This window comes from Spirulina sp. CCY15215, from assembly GCF_016888125.1.
In the GTDB taxonomy this organism is placed as follows: domain Bacteria; phylum Cyanobacteriota; class Cyanobacteriia; order Cyanobacteriales; family Spirulinaceae; genus CCY15215.
The window spans coordinates 1-15,804 of record NZ_JACSWA010000300.1 but is presented as its reverse complement, the minus strand read 5'-3'; the positions used below and the strand labels follow the sequence as shown (position 1 = coordinate 15,804).

The following is a 15,804-nucleotide window of genomic DNA, read 5'->3' as shown; positions in this document are numbered from 1 at the left end:
GACCTCGACTACTCTAGGGAAACGCAGATCTCTTATTCTAGATTAATTATTCCCCATGACGATCACAAAACTGAAAACTCGTGGCATTATTGCGGCGGGACACCCCAAAACCGCCGCAGCGGGAAACGAAATATTTCTCGCGGGGGGTAATGCGTTTGATGCAACTGTTGCTGCAATTTTAGCTTCTTTTGTCGTGGAACCGACCCTAACTTCTGCGGGAGGTGGAGGATTTCTCTTAGCACATACTCAAGATAGTTGCAATATTTTATTTGATTTTTTTAGCCAAACTCCGCGACAAAAAAGACCGTTGGAGGAAGTCGATTTTTATGAAGTTGATGTTAATTTTGGCGATGCGGTGCAAGCCTTTCATATTGGTTTGGGATCGATGGCGGTGCCTGGGAATATTGCGGGGGTGTTTGCGGTGCATCAGCAACTAGGAAGATTGCCTTTTAAAGTTATTGCTGAACCGGCGATCGCCTTAGCCAAAAATGGCGTTGTCGTGACTCCTTTTCAAGGCTTTTGTATTAGCGAACTCTTGGCTCCTATTTTACAAGTGCTACCAGAATCTCGAAAAATCTTTGCCCCTGGCGATCGCCTACTTCAGTGCGGAGATATTTTATATTGTTCGGATTTTGCCGCTACTTTAACGGCTTTAGTTGAGGAAGGACAAGATTTATTTTATCAAGGAGAAATTGCCCGCCAACTCGTACAAGATTCTCGCGAGAAAGGCGGCTATTTAACTTTAGAAGATTTACAAGCATATCAAGTTATTTATCGACAGCCTTTAGCAATAGATTATCGCGGGCGAAAAATGTTAACTAATCCGCCTCCAAGTTCCGGGGGAGCATTAATTGCTTTTGCGTTAAAACTATTAGAAACAGTAGATTTTCAAGCCCTTGAATTTGGTAGCGATCGCCATCTCCAAATTCTCTCTCGGATTATGTGTTTAACTAATGAAGCCAGAAAAGATGGCTACGATGCAAGAATTTATCAAGAGAATATTGCCGATGAGTTTCTCTCGGCAGATCATGTTAGTCAATATTGCCAAACATTACAAGGAATTGTCAATAAATGGGGTAGTACGACTCATATTAGTGTCATGGATGAAGACGGTAATGCAGCAACAGCGACGACATCAAACGGGGAAGGTTCTTCTTATGTCATTCCGGGGACGGGAGTAATGATGAATAATATGTTAGGAGAAGCAGATTTGAATCCTTCGGGGTTTCATCAATGGCAGTGCGATCGCCGCATTTCTTCGATGATGGCTCCAACCCTCGTTCTCCAAAATGATAAACCAGAAATCGTGCTAGGATCGGGAGGATCGAATCGCATTCGCACGGCAATTTTACAAGTTATTTCTAATTTAATTGATTTTAATTTCTCCATTGAAGAAGCAATTAATAATCCGAGAATTCATTGGGAGAATGGTCTTTTTAGTATTGAACCCCCCTATCGAGAAGAGACGTTAAAAAATCTCGCTCTTCCCCCAGGTACAAGTATTCAGAATTGGCGGGAAAAAAATATGTTTTTTGGGGGAGTTCATGGGGTGAGAAAAACAGCCGATGGCACCTTAGAAGGAGCAGGAGATCCGCGCCGGGGAGGAGCAGTTTCAGTGCAGAATTGAACTCTAGAAATGCACAATGTGGGAGAATATTATCTAGTTTCGATCGCCCTAAGTCACTTCTACTCTTTATTGTCACGAATGTCTGTTTCTCGTTCTTCCCATCTTTGCGCGATCGCCCTTGGTAGCAATATCGGTAATTCTCAACAAATCTTAAACACCGCGATCGCCCTACTTTCCCAAACCCCTAAAATTACTCTAGAGAAACATTCCCAATGGTATCGTACCCAACCCATCGGACCGCCACAACCAGATTATCTCAACGGCTGTGCTATTCTCAAAGTTGAATGGACTCCCCCAGAACTTTTAGGGATTCTCTTAAAAATTGAACGACGCTGGGGACGAAAACGACGAGAAAAATGGGGTCCGCGATCGCTAGATCTTGATATTCTTTTTTATGGCGATCGTATCCTGCAAACCTCTCCCTTAACTATTCCCCATCCTCACTTGAGAGAACGAGCTTTTGTCCTCATTCCCCTCGCCGAAATAGCCCCCCACTGGGTCGATCCCGTAACGGGAAAAACAGTCAAAGACCTCCGACAAAAGGTAGACTGTTCCGGTGTAACTCTATTAAAAACCCCCATGCTACCCGGTCAAGAACCCCCTCAACTCCTGAAACAGCGCCTCGCCTACCAAGGACGCAAATTTAACTTTGAAGTCAACCGACTGCGCCTCCCCAACGATGTAGAAGGAGACTGGGAGTGCATTCGCCACCCTGGGGGTTCCCTCGCGGTTCCCGTCACTCCCGAGGGTAAACTGGTCTTAGTGCGACAATATCGCTTTGCCATCTGCGGACGTTTATTGGAATTTCCCGCCGGAACCGTTGAACCCCATGAAGACCCCGCAGAAACCATTAAACGGGAAATTGAAGAAGAAACCGGATATCGCGCTAAAACATGGAATTCTCTGGGTAAATTTCCCCTTGCACCAGGCTATTCTGATGAGTATATTTACGCCTTTTTAGCGCGAGATTTGGAAAAGTTGGACAATCCCCCTCATCAAGACGAAGATGAAGATATAGAAGTCGTGTTAATGACCCCTCAAGAATTAGAAAAAACGATTTTAACCGAAACTGCATCTGTTGATGCTAAAACCATCGCTAGTTTTACCCTCGCGCGTCCTTGGCTCGAGTAAGATAAATAAAATGTAGTGCGATCGCACTCGATCCGATTTACAGAAGTTACGAGAGCGCCCTTTATAATTAGGTGTCGATCCTAATAGTCTGCCCTCATTTTGGCACTAATTTTGGCAGTGCGATCGCCTTATTTGAACATGAATATGAATCAATATTATGAAATATTAGAAATCAAACCCGGTGCATCGCCAGAAGAAGTGAAACAGGCTTATCGGAAATTGGTGAAGGAATGGCATCCCGATCGCTTTCCCGACCAACCGCAACGCCATCAACAAGCCGAAGAAAAAATTAAACAAATTAATGAGGCTTATGAATATCTTAAGGCTCATTCACCCCAAGTTCCCCAAATAGAGCAGCGCGATCGCGATCGAACAACCAGAGAAGCAGAATATCATTACAACCGAGGAGTCAAAAAAGCCAAACAAGAACGCTACACAGAAGCATTAGAACATTTTTCCCAAGCGATTTCTTTTCAACCCGATTATATTGATGCTTATAAATATCGCGGTTTTGTTTACTCAATATTGGGAAAAGATCGCAAAGCCAATGCGGATCTGCTTCGAGTCGGGGAATTAAAACGCGAGTGGGGACAGGCTTCAACCTATTCAACCCCCGATCGCCATCCTTTTGAGCAAAATACGAAGACTCCTTGGAATTGTGCGGGAACCTTGAAAAATCATACGAATATTGTTAGCGCGATCGCCCTAGATCCTCAAGGCAGAATTTTTGCTAGTAGTAGTTATGATGGTACCGTTAGAATTTGGCAACTCAGTACTGGACAACAATTACGAGTTTTGCAACATGGGGAACCGGTTTATTGCGTGGCAATTTCTGCCGATAGTCGCATGGTTGCAAGTGGGGGGAAAGATCGAACAATTAAACTCTGGAATGCCCACACGGGACAGCTAATTCGTACATTAGGAGGATGGTTTGGCGGTCATTCCGATACAGTTTTAACTGTTGCTTTTCACCCCGATCGCAAGCGTTTGGCCAGTGGTAGCGCCGATCGCACGGTACGCTTGTGGAAGTTAAATTCAGGTAAGGAATTGCGACAAATTTCCGGTTATTCTAATGCCATTACTTCTCTCGCCATTAGTCCCGATGGTAAAATTTTAGTCACAGGAAGTTTAGAGAAAGCAATCAAAATTCGCCAATTTGGTAGCGGTCAATTGGTGCGATCGCTGCGAGAAACTTATAAAATCTTAACGGTGGCATTTAGTCCCGATGGTGAAACTTTTGCTAGTGGTGGCAGTGATGGTCTTGCACGGTTATGGAACTTAAAGACAGGAAAAGTTTTGCAAGAGTTTGCAGGACATAGCGATTTTGTCAGTGCTGTTTCCTTCAGCCGGGATGGGAAAATATTGTTAAGTGGTGATGGAGATGGGAAAATTAAACTGTGGCAGATTGCAACAGGGGAAGAAATTTGTACTTTAAGCGAACATGGCGATCGCATTATGTCGGTTGCTTTAAGTCCAGGAGGACATAATTTAGTCAGTTGTAGCGCCGATCGCACTATTAAAATTTGGTGGCGATCAGAAGCAAAATAACCAGCAAAATAACCAGATTTCGGAATAAGCTAAAACAAAACTTCAATGAGGGAAAAAAACCAAAACCCAACCCCCAAAATTCGATCGCTCATCCTCGCTTTCCAAGATTGTTTTTTTGCCGATCCTGCCTTAGAAAAGGCTCCTATTTCCGAGTTAACATGGCAGACTTGGTTTCAGGAATGGAGTCAGACAATGGCGGTAGAAATGCCGATCGCGGCAACTTGGGAAGTGGGTTTGCGCTTGAGTGGCGATCGCGAGATACAAACCCTCAATGCCAGCTATCGCCAAAAAGACCACCCAACCGACGTTCTTGCCTTTGCAGCCCTAGAAGAAGCCAATTTTCCCAACATAGCAGAACTAGAAACAGAACCCCTCTATTTAGGCGATATTATTATTTCCGTAGAAACCGCATCTCGTCAAGCGCGATCGCAGGGTCATTCCTTGCAAATAGAACTAGCATGGCTGGCTTCTCATGGTTTTCTGCATCTCCTGGGTTGGGATCATCCCGACGAAGAAAATCTCTTGAAAATGCTGGCACAACAACGAATTTTGTTGCAAATTGTCGGTTTGGTGAATGGCGATCGGTAAATTTGCCCGATCGATGTTACAACTGGGGTGTGATATGGGAGAGCCTCTCCCACTGCCAAAAAATTAACAAACCTTATCATTCTTGACTATAATCCTGTTCGATCGCCCTTAATGTCCCCTTATTGTTTCCATTGGAACAACTATAATGACTTATCCGCAACAACTTGCCCCCAATGCAGAAGTTACGCCCTCCGTATCTTCCCTATTTTCCCTACTTACAACAGCCGATCCCGATCGACCTAACCGAGATTTAGCTTGGAAAGTGGCCGCCAACTTGTTTCTCAGCTTTAAATATGCTTGGGCGGGAGTGCGCTATGCTTTCGTCACCCAGCGTAATTTTCGCATTCACGTCGCGATCGCCACCACGGTCATTAGTTTGGGAATCTTCCTCAGTATTTCGACCTTGGAAATGGCCATAATTGGCTTGACTTGCGCCCTCGTAATGGTGTTAGAACTTTTAAATACCGCGATCGAGTCCGTCGTCGATCTAACCGTGCAGAAAAGCTATCACGAACTGGCTAAAATTGCCAAAGACTGTGCAGCCGGAGCCGTTTTAATTTCGGCGATCGCGTCAGTTTTCGTAGCGGGACTGATCTTAGTTCCCCCCTTAATGGCACGGCTTCTTTTACTGTAAACGCCCTCGGGAGTACTTCTATTGATTCTTGTCATCGATAATTACGATAGCTTTACCTATAATTTAGTTCAGTACTTGGGAGAATTGGGACGAGAATTTCCCGTTGCTCAAGATATTCGCGTCCATCGCAACGACTGTATTGACGTAAAAACCATTCAGGAACTTGCCCCTAGTGGAGTCGTCATTTCCCCCGGTCCCGGTCGTCCGGAAAATGCAGGTATTTCCGTCAGTTTAATTCGCGAATTAGGCAGCACTCTCCCCATTTTAGGCGTTTGCTTAGGACATCAGGGCATCGCTCGCGCTTTTGGCGGTAAAATCATTTCTGCTCCTATCCTCATGCACGGGAAAGTATCTCAAATTCACCACGATAACCAAGGCATTTTTGAGAGCTTAGATAATCCCTTTATTGCAACCCGCTATCACAGTTTGGCGGTCGATCGCGAAACTCTACCCGAAGTGCTAGAAATTACAGCACGGGCAGAAGATAACACAATTATGGGACTCCGCCATCGCGACTATCCCCACATCCAAGGGGTTCAATTTCACCCCGAGAGCGTTTTAACCACTTCAGGGAAAAAACTGTTGCGAAATTTCCTACAATCTTTAGACTAAACGAAAGCAAAAAATTTTTATGAAACGGCGACAGTTAATCCGCTATGCGGGCATTGGTTTTTTGAGTACGGCGGGGATCGCGGCAACTTCTCAAGGTTATCCCGCCCAAGGGCAATCTGGTGGCGTTACCGTTAAATATTTGGGGCATACCTGCTTCCTCTTTTCTGGAGGAGGAAAGCGAATTTTAGTGAATCCTTTTCGAGATCTCGATATTGGTTGTACCGTCGGATATCGATCGCCTAATGTAGCAGCAGATATAGTTTTACTCAGTTCTCAGCTTTTTGATGAAGGTGCGCCCCAAAATATACCGGGATCTCCCGATATTTTATTCGAGCCGGGTTCCTATCAAGTTAGAGGACAACAATTCCAAGGCATCGCGATCGCCCACGATCGCAAAGGGGGGCGACAATTTGGTACAAATGTTGCTTGGAGTTGGACTCAAGGGGGCGTTAGCATCCTTCATCTCGGCGGTGCGGCGGCTCCTATTGAGGTAGAGCATAAAATTCTCATGGGTCGTCCGGATCTGGCATTTGTCCCCGTAGGAGGCAGCGAGAAAGCCTATAATGCCCGAGAGGCCCTGCAAGCAGTCCAAACCATCAACCCCAAAATTGTCGTCCCCACTCATTATCGCACCCAAGCCGCCGATCCTAGTACCTGCGATATTGCTCCCGTTGATGAATTTTTAGGCTTGGCGGCAGGATTTCCCGTCAGTCGTATAGGGGATACCTTCTTCCTTTCCCCAAGCAATATTCCCCAAAATGGACCCAGCATTCGTGTCATGGGTTATCCGTTTTAGGGCGATCGCGAACTTTCTCAGAGGTTATTCTGGCGAAAGAATCCCTCACCATAATCTCTGATTTGGTTGGGGAGCGTTCAAAATGGGGAATTTAATGTCATGGATTTCCCATTTTTTTATCTTAAGAATTGAGAAGAATTATTTCTGTTTTTTCATAAAGTAAAAGCAACAAATTTGTTGTTTAAGTTTCAATATTCCTAGATTCTCTTGATTTAAAACGAGGATTTTCAAGGAAAAACCTAACGATAATTAGCGATCGCCCAGATCATTACAAATCTCAAAAAAACAGCTTTTGAGCTAAAAAAAGTAAACATAAAGAAAATATTAAATTTCATAGATATGGGGAAACTGTTTTCTGATTGAGCAAAATTTAATTTAGATGAAAAAGCGACTAAAATAAAATATCTATAGTGGAATCAGAATCAATTCAAGAAGATGCTGGATCTAAGGATAAATATCCTCAATCCCTATTCCCTTTAGCCAGTGAGCGCTCACACCAAAATTGGGTCAAATTGAACCAAACCTTGGCTGTGAATCTCAGAGAAACGCCTTCCCCGTCCCCCTTAATTTATGAATCAGCCCAACTCGGATAACGTAAAATTTGCGATTACAACCCCCCTTTATTATGTCAATGCTGCTCCCCATATCGGCAGCGCTTACACGACAATAGTGGCGGATGTTATCGCGCGTTTTCATCGCCTGCAAGGGCATTCCGTTCTGATGATTACGGGAACTGACGAACACGGACAGAAGATTCAACGTGCCGCAGAAGAACAGGGAATTGCACCCCAAGAACACTGCGACGCGATCGCGGACAGTTTTGCAGCACTTTGGCATAAACTTAATATTCACTACGATCGCTTTAGTCGCACCACCGCGACCCGACATCACGCGATCGTCAAGGAATTTTTCAGCCGAGTCTGGAACAACAAGGACATTTACCTGTCCAAACAACAAGGCTGGTATTGTGTCTCTTGCGAAGAATTTAAAGAAGAACGGGAACTTCTTGAAGGCGGCTTATGCCCCATCCATACCAATAAAAAAGTGGAGTGGCGCGATGAGGATAATTATTTCTTTCGCCTCTCTCAATACCAAGAACGGTTGGAAAAACTGTATAGCGAACAACCGGAGTTTATACAGCCAGAAAGTCGTCGCAATGAAGTCTTGAATTTTGTTAAAGGCGGCTTACAAGATTTTTCTATTTCTCGCGTCAATCTCGAGTGGGGTTTTCCCATTCCTCACGATCCCAATCATACTATTTATGTTTGGTTTGACGCACTTTTAGGTTATGTTACCGCACTGCTCGAACCCGAGGACGAACCGACTTTAGAGAATGCCTTAAAGAACTATTGGCCGATTAATATTCATCTGATCGGTAAAGATATTCTTCGATTTCACACTGTTTATTGGCCAGCCATGTTAATGTCAGCCGGAATGACTTTACCAGGAAAAGTCTTCGGTCATGGTTTTCTCACCAAAGATGGCAAAAAAATGGGCAAAACTCTAGGAAATACCATCGATCCGATCGCCTTACTCGATCGCTATGGTGCTGATGCCGTGCGTTACTATTTCCTCAAAGAAATTGAATTTGGGCAAGATGGGGACTTTAACGAAACTCGTTTTGTCAATGTTCTCAATGCCGATTTAGCCAACGACTTCGGGAACTTGCTCAACCGTAGCTTGGGAATGTTGAAAAAATATTGCCAAAGTCAAGTCCCGGAAGTTAAAGTTACTGATTTTTCTGAAACTCATCCCTTAAAATCCATCGGGGTCAAATTAAGCGATCGCGTTGTTAATGCGTATAAATCCTTAAATTTTACGGGAGTTTGTGAAGAAATCTTTAATTTAATTCGCGCTTGTAATAAGTATATTGATGAGCAAGCCCCTTGGAGCCTATACAAACAGAAGCAACAAGAGGAAGTAGAACAGGTTTTATACGCTGTCTTAGAATCTGTTAGACTTTGTGCTTATCTCCTATCGCCGATTATTCCTAATTTATGCGGTGACATCTACCAACAACTCGGTTTTGAACTTGACTTTAACAACCCAACCCTTATAAATAAAACCGAATTGTTTGCCGAACACAGTCAGTGGGGCATTTTAGCTGGGGGTAAAACCCTCAACAAACCCCATCCGATTTTTAACAAATTGGAACTTCCCAGCCAAGAATCTAACCCCTAAAGGGGCGATCGCCTAAAATTTTAATCTAGATTGAGCTATTTTTTAATATTTTGACGGCGATCGCCAAGAGTGGGAAAAACAAATTAAAAACCCTTATTTAAGAAACAAGGAATGCAAATGATGTTAGATGAAAGTTTTGGCGAAGATACGATCTTCACGCCAGAACAAGTTTTAGAAAACCGAGGACGAGTAGCAATATTTATTGACGGCTCGAATTTATTCTACGCGGCCTTACAGTTAGGACTGGAAATTGACTACACCAAACTCCTTTACCGCTTGACGGCTGGTTCGAGATTGTTGCGGGCTTTCTTTTATACTGGGGTCGATCGCACCAATGAAAAGCAACAAGGCTTCCTCTTGTGGATGCGACGCAATGGCTATCGCGTCATCGCCAAAGATTTAGTACAGCTTCCCGACGGCTCGAAAAAAGCTAATCTGGATGTAGAAATTGCTGTGGACATGATGGCTTTGGTTAATGCCTACGATACGGCGGTATTGGTAAGCGGTGACGGAGACTTAGCTTATGCCGTCGATGCCGTCAGCTACCGAGGTGCGCGGGTAGAAGTCATTAGTTTGCGATCTATGACCAGCGATAGTTTAATTAACGTTGCCGATCGCTATATTGACTTGGATCAAATCAAAGAAGACATCCAAAAAATTCCGCGACCGAATACAAATGGCTATCATCATCGTGCCTTTCCTGGCATTAAAGTTTTGAATGATGAACAAATTGGTAATCGGTAATGGGTAATCGGTAATGGGTAATGGGTAATCAGTAATGGGTAATCAGCACGAGAGAGTAACCGCAAACAAAAATAGCAGCAGAGTAATGCGCTGGATACCCTCCAGCACGTTGCTGCTGTTGTTAGTTTTGAGCGCCTGTCAGCCACCCAAACCCCCAGAATCGACTCAAACGCAACCCACTCCGATTACGGAAAAGCAAGCGATTTTGGAGGATGCTACCATTGAAAACACCAGTGAAACAGGAGAACTGCTTTGGCGCGTCAATGCCAAAAATGTTATCTACAGTGAAGATGGAAAAAGCGCCCGCTTTGAGACGATTACGGGAAATGTTTTGCAAAATGATGAACTAATTGTGCAGTTGAGTGCCGATCGCGGGGAAATGGTCAACGATGGGGAGAAGATGATTCTGCACGATAATATTATTGTGCGCGATCTTCGCAATGGGGCGATCGTGCGGGGCAAGGAGATGGAATGGCTAACGAAAGAAAACTTAATTATTGCCCGAGATAATTTCACAGGTTCTCACGAACAATTAGAAGTGACGGCAAATGAGGGGCGTTATTTCACTCTGACCCAACGATTAGAGTTAAAGGGAAAAGTCATCGCCACTGGCACGAAAAACCCCATGCAAATGAGAACAGAAGAAGCGGTTTGGGAAATTCCCGAAAAAAAATTGACAACTAAGACGAAAATGCAAGCCGATCGCTACGACGAAAACAAAAAGATTACCGATCGCATTCTGGCGGATAAAGCGGAGATGAATTTAGAGACCCAAGTGGTAGTATTGCAGGGAAATGTCCGCTCCAATTCTGTCAGTCCCCCAGTACAAGTGGCCTCTGATGCGATTATTTGGAATATGAAAGGGCGATCGATTTTAGCCAATAAGCCCGTCCGCATCGTCCACAACACCGAAAATACAGTCATTAACGCCAATGAAGGGTTAATTAATCTCAAGGAAAATGTTGCCCGCTTAAAAGGGGGAGTGCGAGGAATTAATGCCAGCAGACAAGCGGATCTTTATGCAAATGAGGTGGTTTGGGCGATCGACCAGCGCAGAATTGACGCGCAAGGGAATATCATTTACAAACAGGTGAATCCTCCTTTAGAAATGACGGGAACTCAAGCCGTGGGGGCGATCGATCTCGATCGCGTTACGGTGACTCGAGGCAATAATAAGCGGGTTGTGACTCAATTCGTTCCCAATTAGTTTTAGGAAAGCGCTTTTTTGCTTGGTTTTGATTCATAATTTGCAAGACTCTCTCTTTTTTAGGGTTGGAAAGAGATAGGATTTTGCTAGACTGAGAGGAAAGCAATCGCTCAATATCGGCTACTTTGCTAGTCTTAGCTTGAAAATTGTCCCTCAGATTTGTCAATCCGTAGCTTGCTGCAATTTACAAAATTGGCGATCGCCAAGATTCCTAGCAATTGAAGGGTTTGTAACTTAATTAACCTTTAACTCAGCTTACTTATTATGCCTCCAAGCACGCTTCTACTCACAAAAGAATTACCCACCCTCCAATACGTCTCTACCCCAGAATGTTTTGATATTACCTGGGAAGCTCCCCTCTCAACACTTCTCGGACTCGGACGGGCCGCCGGGGCAGATTTTATCGAAATTTTTCTAGAACGAAGTAACTATATTAGTTGTTTGGCAGAAGAGGCAGCAATTACTAGCATTAGTCCTCGATTAGCAACGGGGGCTGGCGTTCGGGTTTTTCATGGTAAAGGAGATTGTTATGTTAGCACCAACAATCTGTCTTTTAATGGCTTAAAATCTGCACTCGAAAAGGCACTATCTATTCTCGGCTTAAATATTCCCTCACCTAATGCCTACGTTCCCGAAATTTACCTAGAAATGATCCGGGATTATGCAGCAGCCAAAGATAAGCAAAAATGGCTGCCTGAATGCAGTTCAATGCAGGAAATGGGAGATATTTTACTGGCTGCTAATGACCAATTGGAGAAGAAAGCCTCTCACATTCAATCTCGTCGTAGTATGTACTCCCGAGACTGGCAAGAAGTAATGATTGCTGCCAGCGATGGTACATTTGCTCGGGATATTCGCTTAACTCAAACCGTGGGTTCTAATTTACTCTGTGCTGATGGAGAAAATCGCACTTCAAACGGTTTGCGAGATGGAGATACCAGCGATCCGGATTTCTTGAGAAATTGGGGTTATGAAAAAACCGCCGAAGAATTGGCAGAAACGGCAGGTAAAATGCTCTATGCGGATTATGTTGAATCGGGAGAGTATCCGATTATTATGGCAAATCATTTTGGTGGAGTTATTTTTCACGAAGCCTGCGGACACTTATTAGAAACAACGCAGATCGAACGTAAAACTACACCTTTTATTGATAAAAAAGGCGAAAAAATTGCCCACGAAAATTTAACTGCGTGGGATGAAGGGCGATCGGAAGATGCTTTTGGATCGTTGGATATGGATGATGAGGGAATGCCGACTCAGCGCACCCTTTTAATTGAAAATGGTATCCTGAAAAACTTCCTCGCCGATCGCGCCGGATCGATGCGTACCGGACATCCTCGCACGGGAAGCGGTCGTCGTCAAAATTACAGTTTTGCTGCGGCTTCTCGGATGCGGAATACTTACATTGCCTCTGGTTCTTATAGTGTTGATACGCTTTTTGCCTCCGTTGACAAGGGCATTTATTGTAAGAAAATGGGAGGAGGAAGTGTCGGACCCACGGGAGAATTTAACTTTGGGGTTGATGAGGCTTATTTAATCGAAAAAGGAAAAGTGACCAAACCTCTTAAAGGGGCAATTTTAATTGGGGAAGCCAAGGAAATTATGAACAAAATTTCTATGTGTTCTGACGATCTCAGTCTTGCACCTGGCTTTTGTGGTTCAGTTAGCGGTAGTATTTACGTCACCGTCGGACAGCCTCATATTAAAGTCGATTCGATCGTTGTCGGTGGAAGATAATTCAAAAATTCATCACTCATCACTCATCCCTCATAATTCATCTCCGATCATTTATAGTCGTTTCAGTTAAGTCTGAGAATTATCGATCCCCCTAAATCCCCCTTGTTAAGGGGGACTTTCGGAAAATAGCGTTTTATCCTTATTTGGAATGACCATATCCTTCATCCTTTCCAGTAATATGATTCAAGTTCGAGAATTAGCCAACTATACGGGAGATATTGCCCGATCGCTAGGCATTAAAAAGTATGATATCTATGGGTCTTCAATTGACTCAACGAATGTACAAGTCGATCGCGGTGAACCCAAGCAAGTCAAAGCCTCTAACCGTTCTAGTGTTATCGTTCGAGTTTGGAATGAGAATGATACAGTAGGCGTAACTAGCACTACCGATGTCGATCCCAACGGCATTAAATTGGCTTTGAAAACAGCTTGCGAGGCCAGTTTTTTTGGGGTTAAAGAAAATATCCCTGATTTTAGTCCAGAAGCGACAAATCCTCTGCCCGAGGTTCAATATAATAAAACCAGTCAAATTCCTGTTTCTGAGTTAATTGACAAGTTACTCAATGCAGAAAAAGAGTTACTGGAGACTCATCCGGCGATCGAAAGCGTTCCCTACAATAGTTTATCCCAGCAGGATATCGATCGCTTTTATCTCAATAGCGAAGGGGCATTACGAGAGGAAGGGCGCACTTACGCAATGGTATATCTCTATACCAAAACCGAAGAAGCCGAGAAAAAACCTCGCAGTGGTGGTAGTTTCCGCATGAGTCAGGGAATGGAGGCTTTGGCGATCGCCGACTGCGTAAAAGAAGCCTCGGAAAAAACCATCAGTCACCTCAACTATCAAAAAGTCCCTTCAGGGAAATATCGGGTTGTCTTTTCTGCTGAGGCTTTTTTAAGTTTATTAGGGGCATTTTCTAACATGGTTAATGCTCAAAATATCCTAGACAAACAAAGTCTTTGTACACCAGAATCTTTAGGAGAGGCGATCGCTTCCCCCTTACTTTCCCTGTGCGATGATGCACTACACAAGGATAATGTAGCGGCTGAAACCTTTGATGGAGAAGGAACTCCCACCCGTCGTATCCCCTTAATTACTGAAGGAATTCTCACGGGATTTCTGCATAGTGCGGGGACAGCCAAACAGATGAACGCAACACCGACAGGACACGCAAATTTAGGGGCAAAAATTACCGTGAGTCCCCATTTTTACCATGTTTTTCAAGGACAATCTCCCGAACAAGAATATAAGCTGGAGGAAGCAGAAAACACGATCTTAATTGATGAGTTAAATGCCCTCCATGCGGGGGTAAACTCCCTACAAGGCTCCTTTTCTCTGCCTTTTGATGGTTGGCTGATGAATAAAGGCGATCGTGTTAGCATTGACGCAGGAACCGTCGCAGGAGATATCCGCGAAGTTTTGAAATCTATCATTTACGTGGAGAAGGAACCAGAATTAACACCATCCGGAGTTTGTCCTCGTATTTGGGTTGATGGTTTATCGATAACGGGAGAGAATTAAGAAAAGGGAAAAAGGCAAGAGGGATAAGGGAAAAATTTATCATTTCTTCATTCTTTTTCTTTAATTCTTCATCTCTTCTTCATCCCTTTAAAATATCTCGATGGCATAAAAATGGTCATCGAGATGTTTGTCGTTTATAGTAGGGGTTTGGTCTCCAAACCCTTGAGATATTTGTCGTTTATAGGGGTTTGGTCTCCAAACCCTTATACTTATACAATTCAATATCGTGTATAAATATCTCCTTTCCATTTTAACACCCGCTTTGCTATTAGCATCAGGTTTTGGGTTAGCGGTTCGCAGTCAAACCTCATCGGATATAACCACAACACTGCCACGATTAACATTCTCCGTCAGTGGTTGTGAAGATGATTTCTTGCGATCGTGTAGACAAAAACAATTAAAAAATGAGTTTTCCCCCAGGGATATTCGCGTTGAAGTGAAAAAAAATGTGGTTTCCTTTTCACATAGTTTAGGATATGCCTGTTGTGCCGATATTCAATTAGAAAGCCAAGTGAATAATAATATCATTACGATTGTTGAACGGAATTCTGGCAGTTATTGTCGCTGTTCCTGCAATTATACAATCGATGGTACTTTAACAGATTTAGCCCCAGGAAACTATGAATTGCAAGTTTACGGGATGAAATATCGCGATCGCGGTAAAGAATTATTATTTGTGGAAAATATTGCGATCGAGTAGAGAACAATTCTTTTCTGCTTCTACTATCATATTAAAGGAGTGCATCTCAGTTTTGCAAAAATACCCAAATCGTGGTAAAAAAGATTTGATATCTCTTAGTCATGCTTATCCTTATTAAAAACTTAGAAGCTGTAGAATTCATGCCAAAACAAGCAACTATTGACCACGATCGCTTATTTAAAGAACTACTAACAGTCTTTTTCATAGAATTCGTCGAATTGTTTTTCCCCGAATTGCGAGAGTACCTCGATCGCTACTCAGTAACCTTTTTAGACAAAGAAGTGTTTACCGATGTAACAATGGGAGAAAGATACGAAACAGATTTAATTGTACAAGTTCGTTTTGCCAAACAAAACTCCTACTTTTTGATTCATATCGAGAATCAATCCTCCTTTGAAACCGGATTCGATCGCCGAATGTTTCGCTATTTTTCCCGCTTGCACGAAAAATTCAACCTCCCCATTTACCCCATTGTTATCTTTTCCTACGATCGCCCCAAAAAAGCCGCGACAAATCGCTATCAAGTCGCCTTTCCAGACTTTAAAGTTTTGCAATTTAACTATCGAGTGATTCAGTTAAATCGTCTCAATTGGCGAGACTTCCTAGATCGGAAAAACCCCGTCGCATCAGCACTCATGGCCAAAATGAATATCGCCACCGAAGACAGGCCAAGAGTCAAAGTAGAATGCTTGCGACTGTTAGCAACATTACGCCTCGATCCAGCACGAATGCAACTGATTTCCGGTTTTGTGGACAGTTATTTAAAATTAAACGAGT

Annotated in this window: 14 protein-coding genes and 1 pseudogene; all 15 read left to right on the top strand. The window is 43.5% G+C overall.

Annotated elements, in window-relative coordinates:
* Positions 1 to 55 precede the first annotated feature (55 nt).
* A complete protein-coding gene (gene ggt / locus JUI58_RS04490; protein ID WP_204102548.1) occupies positions 56 to 1,627 on the top strand; it encodes a gamma-glutamyltransferase in 1,572 nt (523 codons plus the stop codon).
* 9 nt (positions 1,628 to 1,636) lie between these two features.
* Positions 1,637 to 2,107 (top strand): annotated as a pseudogene (gene folK / locus JUI58_RS27605) (2-amino-4-hydroxy-6-hydroxymethyldihydropteridine diphosphokinase); the annotation flags it as partial.
* Positions 2,108 to 2,206: 99 nt separating this feature from the next.
* Positions 2,207 to 2,758, top strand: a complete 552-nt coding sequence (locus tag JUI58_RS27600; protein ID WP_204102560.1) for an NUDIX hydrolase — start codon at positions 2,207 to 2,209, stop codon at positions 2,756 to 2,758.
* Between the two features lie 99 nt (positions 2,759 to 2,857).
* The gene (locus JUI58_RS04475) at positions 2,858 to 4,306 is read left to right on the top strand and encodes a DnaJ domain-containing protein (protein ID WP_204102547.1); all 1,449 of its coding nucleotides are present in this window, start codon (positions 2,858 to 2,860) and stop codon (positions 4,304 to 4,306) included.
* 45 nt (positions 4,307 to 4,351) lie between these two features.
* The gene (gene ybeY / locus JUI58_RS04470; protein WP_204102546.1) at positions 4,352 to 4,894 is read left to right on the top strand and encodes an rRNA maturation RNase YbeY; all 543 of its coding nucleotides are present in this window, start codon (positions 4,352 to 4,354) and stop codon (positions 4,892 to 4,894) included.
* A 145-nt stretch (positions 4,895 to 5,039) separates the two neighbouring features.
* On the top strand, positions 5,040 to 5,528 hold the full coding sequence (locus JUI58_RS04465; protein WP_204102545.1) for a diacylglycerol kinase family protein: 489 nt from the start codon (positions 5,040 to 5,042) through the stop codon (positions 5,526 to 5,528).
* A gap of 21 nt (positions 5,529 to 5,549) precedes the next feature.
* Positions 5,550 to 6,140: an aminodeoxychorismate/anthranilate synthase component II gene (locus tag JUI58_RS04460; RefSeq protein WP_204102544.1), complete on the top strand. Its 591-nt coding sequence runs from the start codon at positions 5,550 to 5,552 to the stop codon at positions 6,138 to 6,140.
* A 19-nt stretch (positions 6,141 to 6,159) separates the two neighbouring features.
* Positions 6,160 to 6,936, top strand: coding sequence for an MBL fold metallo-hydrolase (locus tag JUI58_RS04455; RefSeq protein WP_204102543.1), 777 nt, complete (start codon positions 6,160 to 6,162; stop codon positions 6,934 to 6,936).
* 570 nt (positions 6,937 to 7,506) lie between these two features.
* Positions 7,507 to 9,117 carry a methionine--tRNA ligase gene (gene metG / locus JUI58_RS04450; RefSeq protein WP_204102542.1) on the top strand — a complete coding sequence of 537 codons (1,611 nt, stop codon included), beginning with the start codon at positions 7,507 to 7,509 and terminating at the stop codon, positions 9,115 to 9,117.
* Positions 9,118 to 9,237: 120 nt separating this feature from the next.
* Positions 9,238 to 9,861: an NYN domain-containing protein gene (locus JUI58_RS04445; protein WP_204102559.1), complete on the top strand. Its 624-nt coding sequence runs from the start codon at positions 9,238 to 9,240 to the stop codon at positions 9,859 to 9,861.
* 85 nt (positions 9,862 to 9,946) lie between these two features.
* A complete protein-coding gene (lptC, locus tag JUI58_RS04440) occupies positions 9,947 to 11,068 on the top strand; it encodes an LPS export ABC transporter periplasmic protein LptC (protein ID WP_204102541.1) in 1,122 nt (373 codons plus the stop codon).
* Between the two features lie 264 nt (positions 11,069 to 11,332).
* Positions 11,333 to 12,805, top strand: coding sequence for a TldD/PmbA family protein (locus JUI58_RS04435; RefSeq protein WP_204102540.1), 1,473 nt, complete (start codon positions 11,333 to 11,335; stop codon positions 12,803 to 12,805).
* A gap of 178 nt (positions 12,806 to 12,983) precedes the next feature.
* Positions 12,984 to 14,327, top strand: coding sequence for a TldD/PmbA family protein (locus tag JUI58_RS04430; protein WP_204102558.1), 1,344 nt, complete (start codon positions 12,984 to 12,986; stop codon positions 14,325 to 14,327).
* 226 nt (positions 14,328 to 14,553) lie between these two features.
* Positions 14,554 to 15,027: a hypothetical protein gene (locus JUI58_RS04425; RefSeq protein ID WP_204102539.1), complete on the top strand. Its 474-nt coding sequence runs from the start codon at positions 14,554 to 14,556 to the stop codon at positions 15,025 to 15,027.
* A gap of 101 nt (positions 15,028 to 15,128) precedes the next feature.
* Positions 15,129 to 15,804 (top strand): Rpn family recombination-promoting nuclease/putative transposase (locus JUI58_RS04420; protein WP_204102538.1); only part of this gene is annotated, 676 nt, incomplete at its 3' end.